The following is a 16,434-nucleotide window of genomic DNA, read 5'->3' as shown; positions in this document are numbered from 1 at the left end:
GGCTCTCGATTGAAAGTCCACTTACACTCCGTTACAGAACAACGCCATGGTAGCCAATTTGCGGTACAGGCGATCTGCGCGAGTTCTCAGATTTTTCCGCCAGCCAGGGTCCCTTCTGGCCGGCGCTGCAACTGGAACAGGCTTTATCTAGGCCTCCAGCCCATGTTGTTTCAACAACGCCAGCAACCCGGCCTCGTCCAGCACCGGCACGTCAAGCTGCTCAGCCTTTGCGAGCTTGGAGCCGGCCGCCTCGCCAGCAACCACGCAGGCCGTTTTTTTGGAGACACTGCCGGACACTTTGGCGCCGAGGCTCTCCAACTGCTCCTTAGCTTCGTCTCTGGTCATCTCAGACAGGGTTCCGGTCAGCACCCAGGTCTGGCCCTGAAGCGGCTTTTCAGATTCCTCAATGACCTCGTCCTGCCATTGCACACCCGCATCTTGCAGCGCTGTCAAAGTTTCCTGATTGTGGGGCTGCTCAAAGAAACTGCGAATATGCCCGGCAACGATGGGCCCGACATCAGGCACCGACTGCAATGTCTCTTCATCGGCGCTGGCGATCGCCTCAAGCGTGCCGAAGAACGACGCCAATGACTTTGCCGTCGCCTCACCCACCTCACGAATCCCGAGGGCGTACAGGAATTTCCACAGCACCGGCTGACGGGAGCGGTCGATGGCAGCAATCAGATTACTTGCAGACTTGTCCCCCATCCGCTCAAGGCCAACCAGATCCTGCTTCTTCAGGCGGTAGAGGTCAGCGACCGTTTCCACCAGCTCGTGACCAACCAGAATATCGATCCACTTATCACCCAAACCTTCAATGTCGAGGGCTTTGCGGGAGGCGTAGTGGCGGATGGCTTCCTTGCGCTGGGCCGGGCAATAAAGCCCACCGGAGCAGCGGGCGACCGCTTCGCCCTCAATCTGGACGACGTCAGAGCCACACACCGGGCAATGTTCAGGCAGGACTACCTCGCGAGCGTTTTCAGGCCGCTTCTCGGGGACTACTTTAACCACCTGAGGAATGACGTCACCGGCACGCCGGATGAAGACGGTATCGCCGATGTGGGCATCAAGCCGTCGGATTTCGTCCATGTTGTGCAAAGTGGCATTACTCACGGTCACACCACCGACAAAGACCGGTTTCAGGCGCGCCACCGGGGTAACGGCGCCAGTACGGCCAACCTGGAATTCAACGTCTTCAATGACGGTAAGTTCTTCCTGGGCCGGGAATTTGTGTGCTATTGCCCAGCGCGGTGCCCGGGACACAAAACCGAGCCGCTGTTGCAGATCCAGCCGATCAACCTTGAACACGATGCCATCGATTTCATAAGGCAGGGAATCGCGCTTTTCCATCAGCTCGGTGTAGGCCTCAAGGCATTCCTCGACACCACGGGCCTTGCGCATCTCGGGGTTGATGCGAAAGCCCCAGCTTTTCACCTGCTGCAACCCGGCCCAGTGATTGTCCGGTAGATCGCGCTCATCAATCACCGCCACACTGTAGGCACACATTTCCAGCGGTCGCTTTGCCGTGATCGTGGACTTTTTCTGGCGCAGACTGCCCGCCGCCGCATTACGGGGGTTTACGAAGGTTTTTTCCCCCTGATCCGCCAACCGCTTGTTGAGTTTGTCGAATCCGGCCTTGGGCATGTAAACCTCACCCCTGACCTCAACCAGCTCCGGAAAACCTTCGCCCCGGAGTTTCAACGGTACCGATGGAATGGTGCGGATGTTGGCGGTGATATCTTCGCCGGCATAGCCGTCACCCCGGGTCGCGGCCTTGGTCAGCCGGCCCTGCTCATAGTGAAGGCTGACAGCAAGGCCATCGAGCTTGGGCTCGCAGACATACTCGATATCTTCCCCGGCGCCCAAGCGCTCCCGGACACGGCGATCAAAATCCCGTAATTCGTCCTCGCTGAAGGCATTATCCAGCGACAACATGGGAATCCGGTGAACAACCTCTTCGAAACTGGTTTCGGCAATGCTCCCCACCCGGCGCGAGGGCGAATCATCCGAAGCCAACTCGGGATACTCCGCTTCCAGGGCCTGCAGTTCACGGAAGAGCCGATCGTATTCAGCATCCGGGATGCTCGGATCGTCCAGCACGTAGTAATGGTAGTTGTGCTCTTCAATCAAAGACCGGAGTTCTTCGACCCGCTGGATAACCTCGGGCGTGACTTTACTCATGGGGTTGCGCTCTCACTGTCAAAAAAAATGCCCGGAACACTCCGGGCATCATCCGTCATTCTGTCGCCCGGCGTTAAACCGGCTGGGAACGTTGCTTCCGGTCGAATTCCCGGATTCGCTGTCGGCAGTGCTCAATGGTTTGGGGTGTCATGACACTGCGCCGCTCATCTTTTAGATCGCCACCCAGGTTGCGAACCACACATTGCGCCGTTTCCAGCATGAACTCAAACGCCTGTAGCGAATTCGAGGGCCCGGGCATGCTCATGAAGAAACTGATTCCCGGAGTGGTCATTGCGGGTATGTCCTTTGGCCTGAAAGTGCCCGGCTCTACCGCATTGGCAACACTGAACTGAACTGGGCTAGTGGTGTCAGTCGACTCATGCCGGTGATAGATGTCCATATCTCCCAATTCTAGGCCGCAGGCCTCGAACAGGTTTTTCAAAGCCGTGCCAGTGAAATCGTCACCGGCACGAGCCAGCACGTTGATTACGATCACCTCCCGGGCTTCGGGACGGTTAGCACCCGCAAGCGGCTGGCCGTGGTTGTGCTCCACCGGGCTCCGACGAGCGGTATCTTCTTCCACTTCTGTGGTGACCGTCGGCGGTACCGAGGCCTCTGCTGGATCGGCTTCCCCAGTCACTGACTCGTGCTCAGGGTCTTTCTCTGCCCAGGGCTCTGTCTGCCTCTGGTCATCGTCAGCCGGGTGATCATCGTTCGCGCCCCAGCCGCCGTCTACCGGAGCGTCGGTTTCTTCCCGGGCGGAAAAACCAGACGTCCAGGACGAATCATCGGCTTCGCTGGCCGGGTTTTCCTTGGCCGGAGTACTGGCCGACGCGGTAACCGGGCGTGTCGGCTTGGGTTTTGGCGAGCCAAAACGACCCGAGCGTTCAGGCTTAACGTAGCCGCGCTCCTCGAGGGTGTCCCGGGATATCGTGCGGGCGCCACCGTTCGGCAGCTCCGGATTGAAATGGTCGTCCAATGGCGACTCTTCCAGCTCATCGGCTCCCATGCCGGAGGAAATAGCCAGGGATTCCTTGCGCGCACGCCGAACGCGGCGGATTCCGTCAATAACAATACCAATAATGACGAGGGTACCTATGGCGATTAACCATTCCCTAAGTGACATAGTCCTGCTGTCCTGTTTGCGGATCGGGTAACAGTGTTACTCTAAAAAAAGCCCGTTGCGAATACAACGCGCAGGCGGGCCAGATGGCGTTATTGTCATCCTTGACGGTTTTCTGTCCAGTCACGGCATTCAGGCTTCCGCCAATGCCGCCGCTTCTTCCACATCCACCGAAACCAGTCGCGAACAACCCGGTTCGTGCATGGTTACCCCCATCAACTGATCCCCTAGCTCCATGGCAATCTTGTTGTGGGTAATGTAGATAAACTGCACATGTTTCGACATCTCTTTGACCATATTGGCGTAGCGGCCAACGTTGGCGTCATCCAGGGGTGCGTCGACCTCGTCGAGCATACAGAACGGCGCCGGATTCAGCTGGAAGATCGAGAACACCAGGGCAATCGCGGTCAGGGCTTTTTCACCACCAGACAGAAGATGGATGGTGCTGTTCTTCTTGCCCGGCGGGCGCGCCATGATGGTAACACCGGTTTCCAGCAAGTCTTCCCCGGTCAACTCCAGATAAGCATTACCGCCGCCGAAGACTTTCGGGAATAGCGCCTGCAACCCGCTGTTGACCTGGTCAAAGGTCTCCTTGAAGCGCTGACGAGTCTCCCGGTCGATTTTACGGATGGCATTATCCAGGGTCTCCAGTGCCTCCATCAGGTCCTCGTTCTGGCTGTCGAGGTAGGTCTTACGCTCGCTCTGGACCTGGTATTCCTCAATGGCAGCAAGGTTGATGGCACCCAGGCGCTGGATACGATTGCCGATCTTTTCCAGTTCCTCGGCCCAATCTTTCTCGTTGGCTCCTTCAGGCAGCTGCTCCAGAATTTCCTGCAGCTTCACGTCCAGCTCTTTCAGCTGTTCGATGTGGTTACCAGACCGGATTTCCAGGGCCTGGGATTCCATCTTCAGCTTCTCAAGACTCGAACGGACATCCTGTATCTGATGGTCAACCCGGCTGCGGCCTTGCTCCTTGTCCCGCACTTCGCGATCGATTTCCTCAAGCGCGTCTCGGGCACCGCCAAGCTTTTCCTCTTCCGCCAGACGACGATCCAACAACCCTTCCAGTTGCATCTTCAGATCTTCGATAGGCTCTTCCGCACTTTCCCGAGATTCCCGGAGTATTTCCAGGCGCTCTTCAATGCGCTCCTTCTGCATCTGCATTCGCTCGATGGTCTGCTTCAGACCATCACGCTGACTGTGCAGGGACTGCAGCTGTAATTGCAGCTGGTGGGCATGATCGCGGTCATGACGGGCATCGTGCCGGAGCCGGTCCAGATTCTCCCGCAGGCTGTCGCGCTGCTCCAGCAGGCGCTCCTTTTCCTCATCACTGTCCTCGCTGGAGGCCAGAGCCTGTTGCCACTCTTCCCGGGCACTCTGCAAGCTCTCTTCCTGGTCTTCCAGATTCAGGGACACTTCAGACAGGTCTTCGCGAATGCTCTTCAAACGGGCATCAATCTGCTCTGCCCGGGCCCGCAGGCCACTGATCCGGGACGACAAACCACTCAGTTCGCGTTCGGCATCACTTAAACTGGCCTGAGCGTCATCACGCTCGGCTTCCGCTCGCTCGGCGCGTTCTTGCAGGCTGTCGAGCCGATCGTTGGTCAGTTCAAGGAATTCTTCCGCCTGGGCCAGCTGTTCGCTCAATTCGCTGACCTTTTTCTGACGCTCAATAACGCCTATCTGACCCGCCTCAGAATCCGGCATCAGCAGCCAGTCACGGGATGCCCACACACCTTCAGGCGTTATCGCGCTCTCACCGTCGGCCAGGGACGTTCGAAGCTCGAGGGCGTGATCCAGCGTTTCAACTGTTTTGATGCGGGCCATCAGGGTGGCGACCCCCGGCAGACCGGAAACCTTGGCAGCCAGGCTATCGCCATCAAATTCGCCCATTTGAGTCTGCGCCGAATTCACCAGGGCCAGACCTTTTGGCGCCGACGCCATGGCCGTGGAGAGGGCTTCGATGCGGGGCAGCGTCAGCCCGTGAGTGAATCGGCCGATGACCTGCTCAACCGCAAATTCCCAACCATTCTCGATACTCAGCTTGCCAGCCACGCGGGGCGAGTCGACAAGGCCATGCTCAGACAACCAGCCCTGCAAGGCATCGTCTTGGCCGCCTAGCTGCTCATCCAGCAAGGCCTGCTGCGATTCCAGAGACGCCCTCAGGCTCTGCACCCTCTGGCGATCCTCGGCAGCAGCCTGCTCGGCCTCACGCTGATTCTGCCGGGCCTCGTAGAGAGTCTCCTGAATCGTCGCGATGCGCTCGGCAGCTTCCTCCCGCTGTAGTTCCAGGGTTTCCTGCTGCTCGTGCAATTCCTCCAGTTCGGCACGATCCATCTGGCCGTCCAGCAGTGCCTGCTCATCTTCCAGCTTGCGGTAACGATTCCGCAGTTGCTCGATGGCATCTTCCAGAGAACGAATACGGGATTGCGAGAGCTCAGCCTGACGACGGGCGTCGGAGGAGCGACCACTGAAGTCCTCCCACTGCTGCTGCCACTCGCTCATAGCGTCTTCTGCCATCTGGAGCTTCTCCCCCGACTCTTCGGAGCGCAGCGAGAGCGATTCCTGTTCGGGCTCGATCATATCGAGCTCTTCCTGGATGCCGGCCAGCCGGCTTTCGTCCTGCTCGAGTTCCCGGGCCAGTTCGCGCTGGTTGGCCATGGCCTGGTCCAGCTCCGCTGCCGTCTGGCGGCTGCGCTCGCGCTGGTGCTCAAGGCTCTGCTCAATCCGGGCAATATCGGCGCCGGCCTCGTAGTAACGGGCCTGCGCCTTGTTGAAGTGCTCGGTTCGGTCCAGGTGGTTGTCCCGCAGGGATTCCAGGGAGGTTTCCAGGTTAACCCGCTCGGTGAGCCGTTTTTCCAGCTCGAGTTCTGTGTCACGGATTTTGCCGCGCCAGCTTTGCAAATCGTTATCAAGGGCCTGCCAACGTAAGACCGTGAGTTCGGCTTTTTTCTGACGCTCTTCGTGTTTGTAGGCCTTGTACTTTTCAGCCGCCGCAGCCTGACGCTCCAGGTGCTGCAACTGTCGCCCCAACTCGTCCCGCAGGTCGGTCAGACGCTCAAGGTTTTCCTGGGTGCGGCGGATGCGATTTTCGGTTTCCCGGCGCCGTTCCTTGTATTTGGAGATGCCGGCCGCTTCTTCGATGTAAATCCGGAGCTCCTCCGGTTTGGCCTCGATCAGGCGGGATATCATGCCCTGCTCGATGATGGCGTAGCTACGGGGGCCCAGACCCGTGCCCAGGAACAAATCAGTAATATCCCGGCGCCGGCATTTGGAGCCATTCAGGAAATAATCGGACTGGCCTTCACGGGACACCCGGCGGCGCACGGAAATCTCGTTAAAGCTGACAAACTCGCCCGGGGCCGAGCCGTCGCTGTTATCAAAGACCAGCTCAATGGAGGCCTGACCGACCGGCTTGCGGGCACTGGAGCCGTTGAAGATGACATCGGTCATGGATTCGCCGCGCAGGTACTTGGCGGAGCTTTCACCCATTACCCAGCGAACGGCATCAATGATGTTGGACTTGCCACATCCGTTCGGACCAACCACCGCGGTCATATTAGATGGAAACGGCACCGTAGTTGGATCAACGAAGGATTTGAAGCCGGCCAGCTTGATCGATTTCAGGCGCATATCAGGTGTTCTCCTCATCCCTGAGAATGGTCAAAACCTGCTTGCGTTGGTGCTCACCAAAGGACTCAATAACCGACTGCAGCTTAACCACGTCATCATTAACTGCGGCATCGGCCAACTGACGGAAAAAGGTCGCGGTTTCACCAATCTCTTCCCGGAAATGTTCCAGAGCAACGAAATAAGTCCGACTGATGGCTGGCCGGAAATTTTCCAGGGTTTCTTCCAGAAACGGGTTTTCAACCAGTTTGTAAGCGTACCGCATGACTCCGAAACCGGCATCGATGACCTTCTCCGCAGCGTCGGAGCCGGTCGAGTTCAGCGCCGCAATCACTGCCTGCAATTCGCTAACCTGGCCCATTACCCCACCTAGTTCCTTCCCGGACCAGCGTTCCAGAACCTTCCGGCCAAGCATGCACAGGAGATCGATATAGATGTCGTAAAGGCTGTTAACGCTCTCAGGAGTCAGGCTCGAAACCACCGCGCCACGGCGAGGGTAGATGTTGATCAGGTGACGCCGCTGGAGAATCAGGAGGGCCTCGCGCACGGAGCCGCGACTGACATTGAGCTCTCCCGCCACTTTCAGTTCCTGAATTCGCTCGCCTGGCTCAAGATCCCTGGTGATGATCCTTTGGCCCAGGTGCTGGGCGATTTGTTCGGACAGACTTTCCGGGGCCTGGAACCTCATAAAAATGGTTGCTCACTTCTGCAGACGTCATAGGTATAAGCGCCGCAGTTTACCACAGGCGTTCACCAGCCCAATGCCCTTACCAGACTTTTCGGGTTCAACCGCTAAACAAGGCGGCAAGCCATTGCCGGCAATTTGACGCTTCGCAATACCAGAAAACGCCAGACCTTATGGCAACTCTCAATTACATCTTCTATCAGTATGTATTTATTGAAATTTTTGACGATGGCACAAGTTCTGCTTCAGCACCCTAAAAGCACGCAAATCCCACTGACCAAGTGAGCACCAGTGAAACAGATACCTTCCATCGAGAGATCCATAGCCCAGCCCCACAAATTGGCAGAGCTGCGGCAGGCCCAGAAGGACTGGAGCACTACCCCTGATGTGCTCACACGGCTGACCCAACGACTGCTCACGACCCTCTCGCTAGAAACCCAATTGGGCATAGTCGCTGACGAATTGGGAGGGATCGTGCCTTTCGATTCCCTGAATTACCGGCATCGGATCGCGCGGCAGGATTTCATTTTCGCCTCTGGCTTGGGCGGTCAGCACAAGTGCGAGTACCGGCTTAACCTGGAGGGAGTATCTTATGGCACCCTCACCCTGTTTCGCCGTCGGAAATTTTCCGACGAGGAGCTGGAGGGCATAGAAACCATCCTCGGCGCCGCCATCTGCCCACTACGCAATGCCTGCCATTACCTCACGATAGAGCAGGCCGCACTGACCGATTCCTTGACTGGAATTCCCAATAAACGCGCACTGGACGATACCCTCTTGCGGGCCAGTCAGCTATCGGATCGCCACGATGAATGCTACTCCCTGATTCTCTGTGACCTGGACCACTTCAAATCAGTTAACGACAACCACGGTCACGTAGTTGGCGACCACCTATTGCAGGAAACGGCAGAAGGCATTGAGCGAACCTTACGCACCTCCGATAGCGTCTACAGGTTTGGAGGTGAGGAATTTGCAATTTTACTACCGCACACTTCAGAGCAAGGAGCACGTGATGTGGCGGATAGAATTCGCAAAGCAATTAAAGACATCCTCGTCGATTGCGGGGACGGTAAGCTTTCAGTGACGGCCAGCTGCGGGGTGGCCACTCACCTTGAGAATGAACCCCCCGAGCACTGGCTTGCTCGGGCGGATGACGCCCTGTATCACGCCAAACGCCAGGGCCGTAACTGCACGCGCGTTTTCGCCTCTATCGGCTAATGACTACTTCTTTATTGGCTTATGCTTGGAGCCTGCCGCTTTAGCCGAAGGTTTGGACGGCTTCGAGTCGCTCACTTGCCAGCGACTGCCACCGCGCTTCTGGCTCCGGGCCGGACTTTTCCGACGCTGACGATCTTGAGCAGCCTGTTCACTCGGCGTTTTTTGCGGGATGGCGAGTGTCTCCAGACCAACGGTTCGGCTCAGCGAATCAACCGCCTTCTGATCGAGCTCTTCCCACTTGCCCAGGGTCAATCGGCTGGGCAGAAAAACCGGCCCATAACGAACCCGCTTCAGGCGACTTACCCTCACGCCCTGGGATTCCCAGAGACGCCGGACTTCGCGGTTTCGCCCTTCGAGCAGGGTCACGTGGAACCAGCGGTTTATGCCACTGCCACCAGCCGGGCTGATGTCGGTAAACTTTGCCATGCCATCATCCAATAACACGCCCTGCATCAGGCGTTCGACCATGGCATCATCCACTTCACCAAAGATACGCACCGCGTATTCACGGTCAATCTGGCTGGACGGATGCATCAATCGATTAGCGAGCTCGCCGTCGGTGGTAAACAGCACCAAGCCGGTGGTGTTGATATCCAGACGACCAATGGAAATCCAGCGGTGATCTTTCAGACGAGGCAATCGGTCGAACACCGTCGGCCGGCCTTCCGGGTCCTTACGGGTGGTCACTTCCCCCTCAGGCTTGTTGTAGATCAGAACCCGACGCACGACTTCACCGGCGCCGGAGACGTCCAGGCGCTTGCCATCAAGCTCAAACCGGTCCGCAACGGTCGCTTTCTGTCCGGGCGAGACCGCATGACCATTCACAGTCAGGCGCCCGGCTTCCATCCAGCCCTCGATTTCACGCCGTGAACCTGCGCCAGCCCGCGCCAGGAGTTTCTGGATGCGCTCGGGACCAGCATCACTGGCTGCGTCAACCGCTGCCTTAGCGGCTTTTCTTGGGCGTTGTGAACCCATGTATCAATCCTTAGTAACTGACCGAAACCGTGGCGGTCTCAGTGAAGTGTCTGCTCGTTCGTGCCGTCGTCTTTTGGCGACTCAAACTCTATTTCCGCCTGCATGTTCTTTTCAATCTCGCGCCCGATCTCTTCAAGGTCCCGCACTTCCGACAACGGTGGCAACTGATCCAGGCCACTGAGATTGAAATAATCGAGGAACTGTTTGGTCGTTGCGTACATTGCAGGCCGCCCTGGAACATCCCGGTGCCCGACGACGCGCACCCACTCTCGCTCAAGCAACGTCCGAATGATATTGCTGCTTACCGTAACGCCCCGGATATCTTCAATTTCGCCCCGGGTAATGGGCTGGCGATAGGCAATCAGCGCCAGGGTTTCCAGCAATGCCCGCGAGTAGCGCTGAGGCCTCTCCTCAAACAGGCGACCCACCCAGGGTGCGAACTCTTCGCGGATCTGGAGGCGGTACCCACTGGCAACCTTCTTCAGCTCAAAGCCGCGATTCTCGCACGCGGCTTCCAGCAGCATCATGACATGTTCCATAACCTGTCGCGCCGGCCGTTCATCCTCAGTGAACAGCTCTCGCAACTGATCCAGCGACAGCGGTTTACCGGCTGCCAGCAGGGCCGCCTCGGCAATCGCCTGGATACGTAACAGATGCTCTTCATTCATAACGGTGACCCGTGCTCCACACGTCTCTCAAATAACAGCCAGCGGGCACCATCAGCTCGCCGCCCTGGCCCGAACATGGATTGGCCCCAGGACCTCGGCCTGAACCACCTCAATCAGCTGCTCTTTTACCAGCTCCAGGGTCGCCAGAAACGATACCACCACGCCCAGCTTGCCCTCTTCCGGGGTAAACAGGCTTTCGAAAGAGACGAAGTGATCATCCTGCAGTACCGACAGTATCGCCGACATGCGCTCCCGTGTGGACAACTTCTCCCGCTCAACATGGTGACTGGTGAACAGATCCGCACGCTGGAGCACGCCCTGCAATGCCAGCAGCATCTCCCGCAAGTCCACGTCCGGGTGCGGCTGACTCGACGGCAACTTAGGAAGTGCTGCCGAGACAGTGAAATTGTCGCGTTCCAGTCGTGGTAGCTCGTCGATATCCTCGGCCGCCTTCTTGAACCGCTCGTATTGCTGCAATCGGCGGATCAGTTCGGCCCGCGGATCAACCTCGTCGTCGTCTTCGCTCTCCTGTCGCGGCAGCAACATGCGCGATTTGATCTCTGCAAGAGTCGCCGCCATCACCAGATACTCGGCCGCAAGCTCGAAGCGCATGGCCTCGACGGCACCGATGTAGTCCATGTACTGACGGGTGATTTCGCTGACATCGACATTCAGAATGTCCATGTTCTGACGGCGGATCAGGTAAAGCAGCAGGTCGAGAGGCCCCTCAAAGGCCTCAAGGAACACCGCAAGGGCATCGGGTGGAATGTACAGGTCCTTGGGCAGATCGACGACAGGCTTACCTGAAACCCGGGCAAGCTGCGACTGCTCGGGCGTCACTTCTTCGTCGGCCACTGGTGTAGCTGCGCTGTCGTCCATCACCACTCTCTCCACTGGAAGGCCATCACTGCCCTGACCATCACATTTGCACAGACCACTTAACGGTAATGCAGACCCATTGCCGCCCGTACTTCCTCGAGTGTATCGCGGGCCGCATCACGTGCGTGCTCCCGGCCTTCCTGAAGGATTGAATGCACCAGGTCCGGGTTGCTTTCGTACTCGCGAGCGCGTTCATGCAGTGGGCGCTGTTCCTCGACAATGGCGTCGATCAGCGGTTTCTTGCAATCCAGGCAGCCAATGCCGGCACTCCGACAGCCGTGCTGAACCCAATCCTGGGTATCCGCGTCGGAATAGATCTTGTGCATCTCCCAGACCGGGCACTTTTCCGGATCGCCCGGATCGGTTCTGCGCACCCGCTGGGGATCGGTCTGCATAGTGCGGATCTTCTGGGCTACACTGTCCGGCTCTTCCCGCAGACCGATGTAGTTGTTGTAGGACTTGGACATCTTCTGACCGTCCAGCCCCGGCATCTTCGATTCCGGCGTCAGCAATGGCTGGGGCTCTGGCAGAATGACCTTGCCGCCACCCTCGATGTAGCCGTACAGCCGCTCGCGATCACCCAGGGAGATATTTTGCTGCTCCTTGAGCAAGGCACGGGCAGTTTCCAGTGCCTCCAGATCGCCCTCTTCCTGGTAACGCCGCTTGAGGTTGCGATACAGCTTGGCGTTCTTTTTCCCCATCTTGACGATGGCGCCCTCTGCCTGCTCTTCAAATCCCGGCTCACGACCATAGATGTGGTTGAAACGACGGGCAATTTCCCGGGTAATCTCGACGTGGGAGACCTGATCCGCACCTACTGGAACCTTGCCGGCCCGGTAGACCAGGATGTCGGCACTCTGCAGTAGTGGGTATCCCAGGAACCCGTAGGTCGCGAGATCCTTTTCTCTGAGCTTCTCCTGCTGGTCCTTGAAGGTGGGCACCCGCTCCAGCCAACCCAGCGGCGTGATCATCGACAGCAACAGGTGAAGCTCGGCGTGCTCGGGCACCTGGGACTGGATGAACATCGTTGACGAGCCCGGGTTGACGCCCGCTGCCAGCCAGTCAATAACCATGTCCCAGACACTTTGCTCGATGCCGGCGGGGTTATCGTACTCGGTGGTCAGCGCGTGCCAGTCGGCCACGAAGAAGAAGCACTCGAATTCGTGCTGGAGTTTCACCCAGTTTTTCAGCACACCGTGGTAATGACCGAGGTGAAGCTTGCCGGTCGGACGCATGCCGGACAGAACCCTTTGCTGGGAATCTACAGAACTCAAAGCACGAACTCCTCAATTTGTTTTTGAACCGCCATCTTAAGACAGGCGACCCGGCATTATAAATAAAAAACCCCCGCTCTGCAGGGCAGAAACGGGGGTTTCAGGAAAGAAGACCGACTTACCAGCCAGTTACTTCCTTCAGAGCCTTGCCAATATCGGCCAGGCTACGCACGGTTTTAACGCCTGCGTCGTTCAGGGCGGCAAACTTTTCGTCTGCTGTGCCCTTACCACCGGAGATAATCGCACCGGCGTGACCCATACGCTTACCAGGAGGCGCAGTAACACCAGCGATGTAGGAAACCACCGGCTTGGTTACGTTTTCCTTGATGAATGCAGCGGCTTCTTCTTCAGCGGTACCGCCGATCTCGCCGATCATCACGATCGCTTCGGTCTGCGGATCTTCCTGAAGCAGCTTCAGGATGTCGATGAAGTTGGAGCCCGGAATCGGGTCACCACCGATACCGATACAGGTCGACTGGCCGTAGCCGAAGTCGGTGGTCTGCTTGACGGCTTCGTAAGTCAGGGTGCCTGAACGAGACACGATACCGACTTTGCCCGGCTTGTGGATGCTGCCCGGCATGATGCCGATCTTGCATTCACCCGGAGTGATAACACCTGGGCAGTTGGGGCCGATCATGCGAACGCCCTTGCGATCGACGTACTCTTTCGCGTACAGCATGTCGATGGTCGGGATGCCTTCAGTGATGCACACGATCAGCTGGATGCCAGCGTCCGCGGCTTCAATGATGGCGTCCTTGCAGAACGGAGCCGGTACGTAGATAACAGTCGCTTCGGCGCCAGTTTTCTCGACCGCGTCACGAACGGTGTTGAACACCGGCAGACCCAGGTGCTCAGTGCCGCCCTTACCCGGGCTTACGCCACCAACCATCTTGGTGCCGTACTCGATAGCCTGCTCGGAGTGAAAGGTACCCTGTGCGCCGGTAAAGCCCTGGCAGATAACCTTGGTGTCTTTATTGATCAGGATGCTCATTATTTACCCCCTGCGGCTTTAACGACTTGCTCTGCGGCATCCGCCAGGCTGGTGGCGGCGATGATGTTCAGGCCACTTTCGGCGAGTACCTGAGTGCCCTTCTCGGCGTTGTTGCCTTCAAGGCGAACAACCACAGGAACTTTAACGCCAACGTCTTTAACCGCACCGATAATGCCTTCGGCAATCATGTCGCAACGTACGATACCGCCGAAGATGTTAACCAGAACGGCTTGTACGCTGTCGTCAGACAGGATGATCTTGAACGCTTCGGAAACGCGCTCTTTGGTAGCACCGCCGCCAACGTCCAGGAAGTTGGCCGGCTGGCCACCGGACAGCTTGATGATATCCATGGTGCCCATGGCCAGGCCTGCGCCGTTAACCATGCAGCCGATGTTGCCTTCCAGTGCCACGTAGTTGAGTTCCCACTTGGCAGCTTCGGCTTCACGGGAATCTTCCTGGGAAGGATCGTGCATCTCGTGAATTTTCTTCTGACGGTACAGCGCGTTGCCGTCTACGCCAATCTTCGCGTCCAGGCAGTGCAGGTCACCGGCCGGCGTGATAACCAGCGGGTTGATTTCCAGCAGCGCCAGATCGCGGTCTTCAAACAGCTTCGCCAAACCCATAAAGATCTTGGTGAACTGACCGATCTGCTTGCCTTCAAGACCCAGCTTGAATGCCAGCTCGCGGCCCTGGTACGGCTGTGCGCCGACCAGCGGATCAACTTCGGCTTTCAGGATCTTTTCCGGAGTTTCTTCGGCAACCTGTTCGATCTCAACACCACCTTCGGTGGAGGCCATGAACACGATACGACGGGTACCACGATCCACAACCGCGCCCAGGTACAGCTCCTGGTCGATGTCGGTCAGGGATTCAACCAGAATCTTGCTCACCGGCTGGCCGTTCTCGTCAGTCTGGTAAGTTACCAGGTTCTTGCCCAGCCACTTTTCAGCGAACTCACGGATTTCGTCTTTGCTCTTGACCAGCTTTACGCCGCCGGCCTTACCACGGCCACCAGCGTGAACCTGTGCCTTGACAACCCATGCGTCACCACCAATTTCGGTGGCAGCCGCTACGGCTTCCTGAGGGGTATCGCAGGCAACGCCCTGAGATACTGGCAGGCCATATTCAGCGAAAAGCTGTTTGCCCTGATATTCATGCAAATTCATAGTTAATGTCCCGCTTTTTGATGGAGGATAACCACGTACGGAAATGAACCCGCGCAAGCCCCGCTCCGGGACTGCTGTTGCGAATTCGGTTTGGCGAGCCGGGGATCACCTCAGCTCGCCGTGAGCGCAACCGGAAGCCAGCCGTTTTTATGGCAGTGGGGCGCCGTCATTGGCGCCCCCGCTTCCTGGCTTGCGTTACTTCTTTTTGCGACGGTTGGCGACGTGAATCGCGCCACCGGCGACAGCCAGAGCTGCCTCATGCACAGACTCGGACAGAGTCGGGTGCGCGAAGCAGGTCAGCGCCAGATCTTCCGCGCTGGAACCAAACTCCATGGCAATGACGCCCTGGGCAACGATTTCCGAGGCCTGGGGACCAACAACGTGGAAACCGAGAATCCGGTCTGTTTTCGCATCAGCGATAATCTTGACCAGGCCAGATGCCGAGTTGGCAGCCATGGCACGACCGTTGGCTGCAAACGGGAAGGAACCGACATTGTACTCTTCGCCTTCGGCTTTGAGTTCTTCTTCGGTCTTACCAACCCACGCCACTTCCGGAGCCGTGTAAATCACGTTCGGGATGCAATCGTAGTTGACCTGCGGCTTGTGACCGGCGATCCGCTCGGCAACCATGACACCCTCTTCCGAAGCCTTGTGCGCCAGCATCGGACCACGAACTACGTCGCCGATAGCCCAAACGCCAGGCGCTTCGGTCTTGCAGTTGTCATCAACAAAGATGAAACCGCGCTCGTCCATCTGGACACCCGCGTCTTCAGACAGCAGGTTGTCGGTGTACGGACGACGACCAACCGCGACAATCAGCTTGTCGAACTTGGCTTCGTGCTTACCCTTGGTATCTTCATAGGTAACGTTAACCAGCTTACGCTTAACCTCGGCTCCGGTCATGCGTGCGCCCATAACAATGTTCAGTCCCTGTTTCTGGAACTGTTTCATTGCATCTTTGGCGACCTGCTGGTCGACCGCTGGCAGGAAGGTATCCTGAGCTTCCAGTACGGTTACTTCAGAACCCAGGCGTGCCCATACGCTACCCAGTTCAAGACCGATAACGCCAGCACCGATAACGCCCAGGCGCTTCGGTACTTCAGAGAATTCCAGTGCGCCCTCGGAATCAACGATGTTTTCATTGTCGAACGGAGCCGGCGGAATCTGAATCGGCTTGGAACCTGAAGCCAGAATTACGTTATCGGCTTCGTAGGTCTTTGCGTTGCCATCCTTATCGGTGACTTCAACCTTGCGGTTGGCAAGCAGCTTGCCGTGCCCGTGAATGGACGTAACGCCATTGGCCTTGAACAGCCCGGCAATACCGCCGGTCAGCTGCTTCACGATGCCACCCTTGCGCTCCATCATCTTGCCGATGTCCATTTTGACATCCTTGGCGATGATGCCCTGCATCTCGTAATCGTGCGTGGTTTCCTCATACTTGTGAGAAATTTCCAGCAGCGCCTTCGAAGGAATGCAGCCGACGTTAAGGCAGGTACCGCCCAACACCTGGCTTTTTCCGTCCGTAGACGTCCAGGACTCTACACAGGCCGTCTTAAGACCCAGCTGGGCAGCCTTGATGGCGGCAACGTAGCCGCCAGGACCTGCACCAATGACAATCACGTCATACTTATCAGACATATTTGA

12 protein-coding genes are annotated in these 16,434 nt (G+C 57.6%); 1 reads left to right on the top strand and 11 read right to left on the bottom strand.

Features of this window, described 5'->3' with window-relative positions; all coding sequences use genetic code 11:
* Positions 1-147: 147 nt before the first annotated feature.
* From ligA to FCS96_RS14850, 4 genes are all read right to left on the bottom strand, one after another.
* Entirely contained in the window at positions 148-2,181 is a 2,034-nt protein-coding gene (gene ligA, locus FCS96_RS14865; RefSeq protein WP_138441166.1) for an NAD-dependent DNA ligase LigA, read from the bottom strand.
* Between the two features lie 73 nt (positions 2,182-2,254).
* Positions 2,255-3,307: a cell division protein ZipA gene (gene zipA / locus FCS96_RS14860; RefSeq protein WP_138441165.1), complete on the bottom strand. Its 1,053-nt coding sequence runs from the start codon at positions 3,305-3,307 to the stop codon at positions 2,255-2,257.
* A 129-nt stretch (positions 3,308-3,436) separates the two neighbouring features.
* The gene (gene smc, locus FCS96_RS14855; RefSeq protein WP_138441164.1) at positions 3,437-6,937 is read right to left on the bottom strand and encodes a chromosome segregation protein SMC; all 3,501 of its coding nucleotides are present in this window, start codon (positions 6,935-6,937) and stop codon (positions 3,437-3,439) included.
* A 1-nt stretch (position 6,938) separates the two neighbouring features.
* Positions 6,939-7,622, bottom strand: a complete 684-nt coding sequence (locus tag FCS96_RS14850; RefSeq protein WP_138441163.1) for a GntR family transcriptional regulator — start codon at positions 7,620-7,622, stop codon at positions 6,939-6,941.
* Positions 7,623-7,910: 288 nt separating this feature from the next.
* Between FCS96_RS14850 and FCS96_RS14845 the strand changes: the two genes are divergently transcribed.
* Positions 7,911-8,837 (top strand): GGDEF domain-containing protein, encoded by a 927-nt coding sequence (locus FCS96_RS14845; RefSeq protein ID WP_138441162.1) that lies wholly within the window; start codon positions 7,911-7,913, stop codon positions 8,835-8,837.
* A gap of 3 nt (positions 8,838-8,840) precedes the next feature.
* Here FCS96_RS14845 and rluB read toward each other — a convergent pair whose 3' ends face one another.
* The 7 genes from rluB to lpdA form a co-directional block, all read right to left on the bottom strand.
* A complete protein-coding gene (gene rluB, locus FCS96_RS14840) occupies positions 8,841-9,812 on the bottom strand; it encodes a 23S rRNA pseudouridine(2605) synthase RluB (RefSeq protein ID WP_138441161.1) in 972 nt (323 codons plus the stop codon).
* A 38-nt stretch (positions 9,813-9,850) separates the two neighbouring features.
* Positions 9,851-10,480, bottom strand: a complete 630-nt coding sequence (gene scpB / locus FCS96_RS14835; protein ID WP_138441160.1) for an SMC-Scp complex subunit ScpB — start codon at positions 10,478-10,480, stop codon at positions 9,851-9,853.
* Positions 10,481-10,531: 51 nt separating this feature from the next.
* Positions 10,532-11,359, bottom strand: a complete 828-nt coding sequence (locus tag FCS96_RS14830; protein WP_171040802.1) for a segregation and condensation protein A — start codon at positions 11,357-11,359, stop codon at positions 10,532-10,534.
* Positions 11,360-11,418: 59 nt separating this feature from the next.
* Positions 11,419-12,633 carry a tryptophan--tRNA ligase gene (locus tag FCS96_RS14825; protein WP_138441158.1) on the bottom strand — a complete coding sequence of 405 codons (1,215 nt, stop codon included), beginning with the start codon at positions 12,631-12,633 and terminating at the stop codon, positions 11,419-11,421.
* A 118-nt stretch (positions 12,634-12,751) separates the two neighbouring features.
* The gene (sucD, locus tag FCS96_RS14820; RefSeq protein WP_138441157.1) at positions 12,752-13,624 is read right to left on the bottom strand and encodes a succinate--CoA ligase subunit alpha; all 873 of its coding nucleotides are present in this window, start codon (positions 13,622-13,624) and stop codon (positions 12,752-12,754) included.
* Entirely contained in the window at positions 13,624-14,790 is a 1,167-nt protein-coding gene (gene sucC / locus FCS96_RS14815) for an ADP-forming succinate--CoA ligase subunit beta (RefSeq protein WP_138441156.1), read from the bottom strand. Before sucC ends, sucD begins: the two co-directional genes overlap by 1 nt.
* A 195-nt stretch (positions 14,791-14,985) precedes the next feature.
* The gene (gene lpdA, locus FCS96_RS14810) at positions 14,986-16,428 is read right to left on the bottom strand and encodes a dihydrolipoyl dehydrogenase (RefSeq protein WP_138441155.1); all 1,443 of its coding nucleotides are present in this window, start codon (positions 16,426-16,428) and stop codon (positions 14,986-14,988) included.
* Between the last annotated feature and the right edge of the window lie 6 nt (positions 16,429-16,434).

Source organism: Marinobacter alexandrii, from assembly GCF_005871205.1.
Taxonomy (GTDB): domain Bacteria; phylum Pseudomonadota; class Gammaproteobacteria; order Pseudomonadales; family Oleiphilaceae; genus Marinobacter; species Marinobacter alexandrii.
Note: the sequence above shows the minus strand (reverse complement) of the source record. Positions and strands in the feature narration are given on the sequence as shown.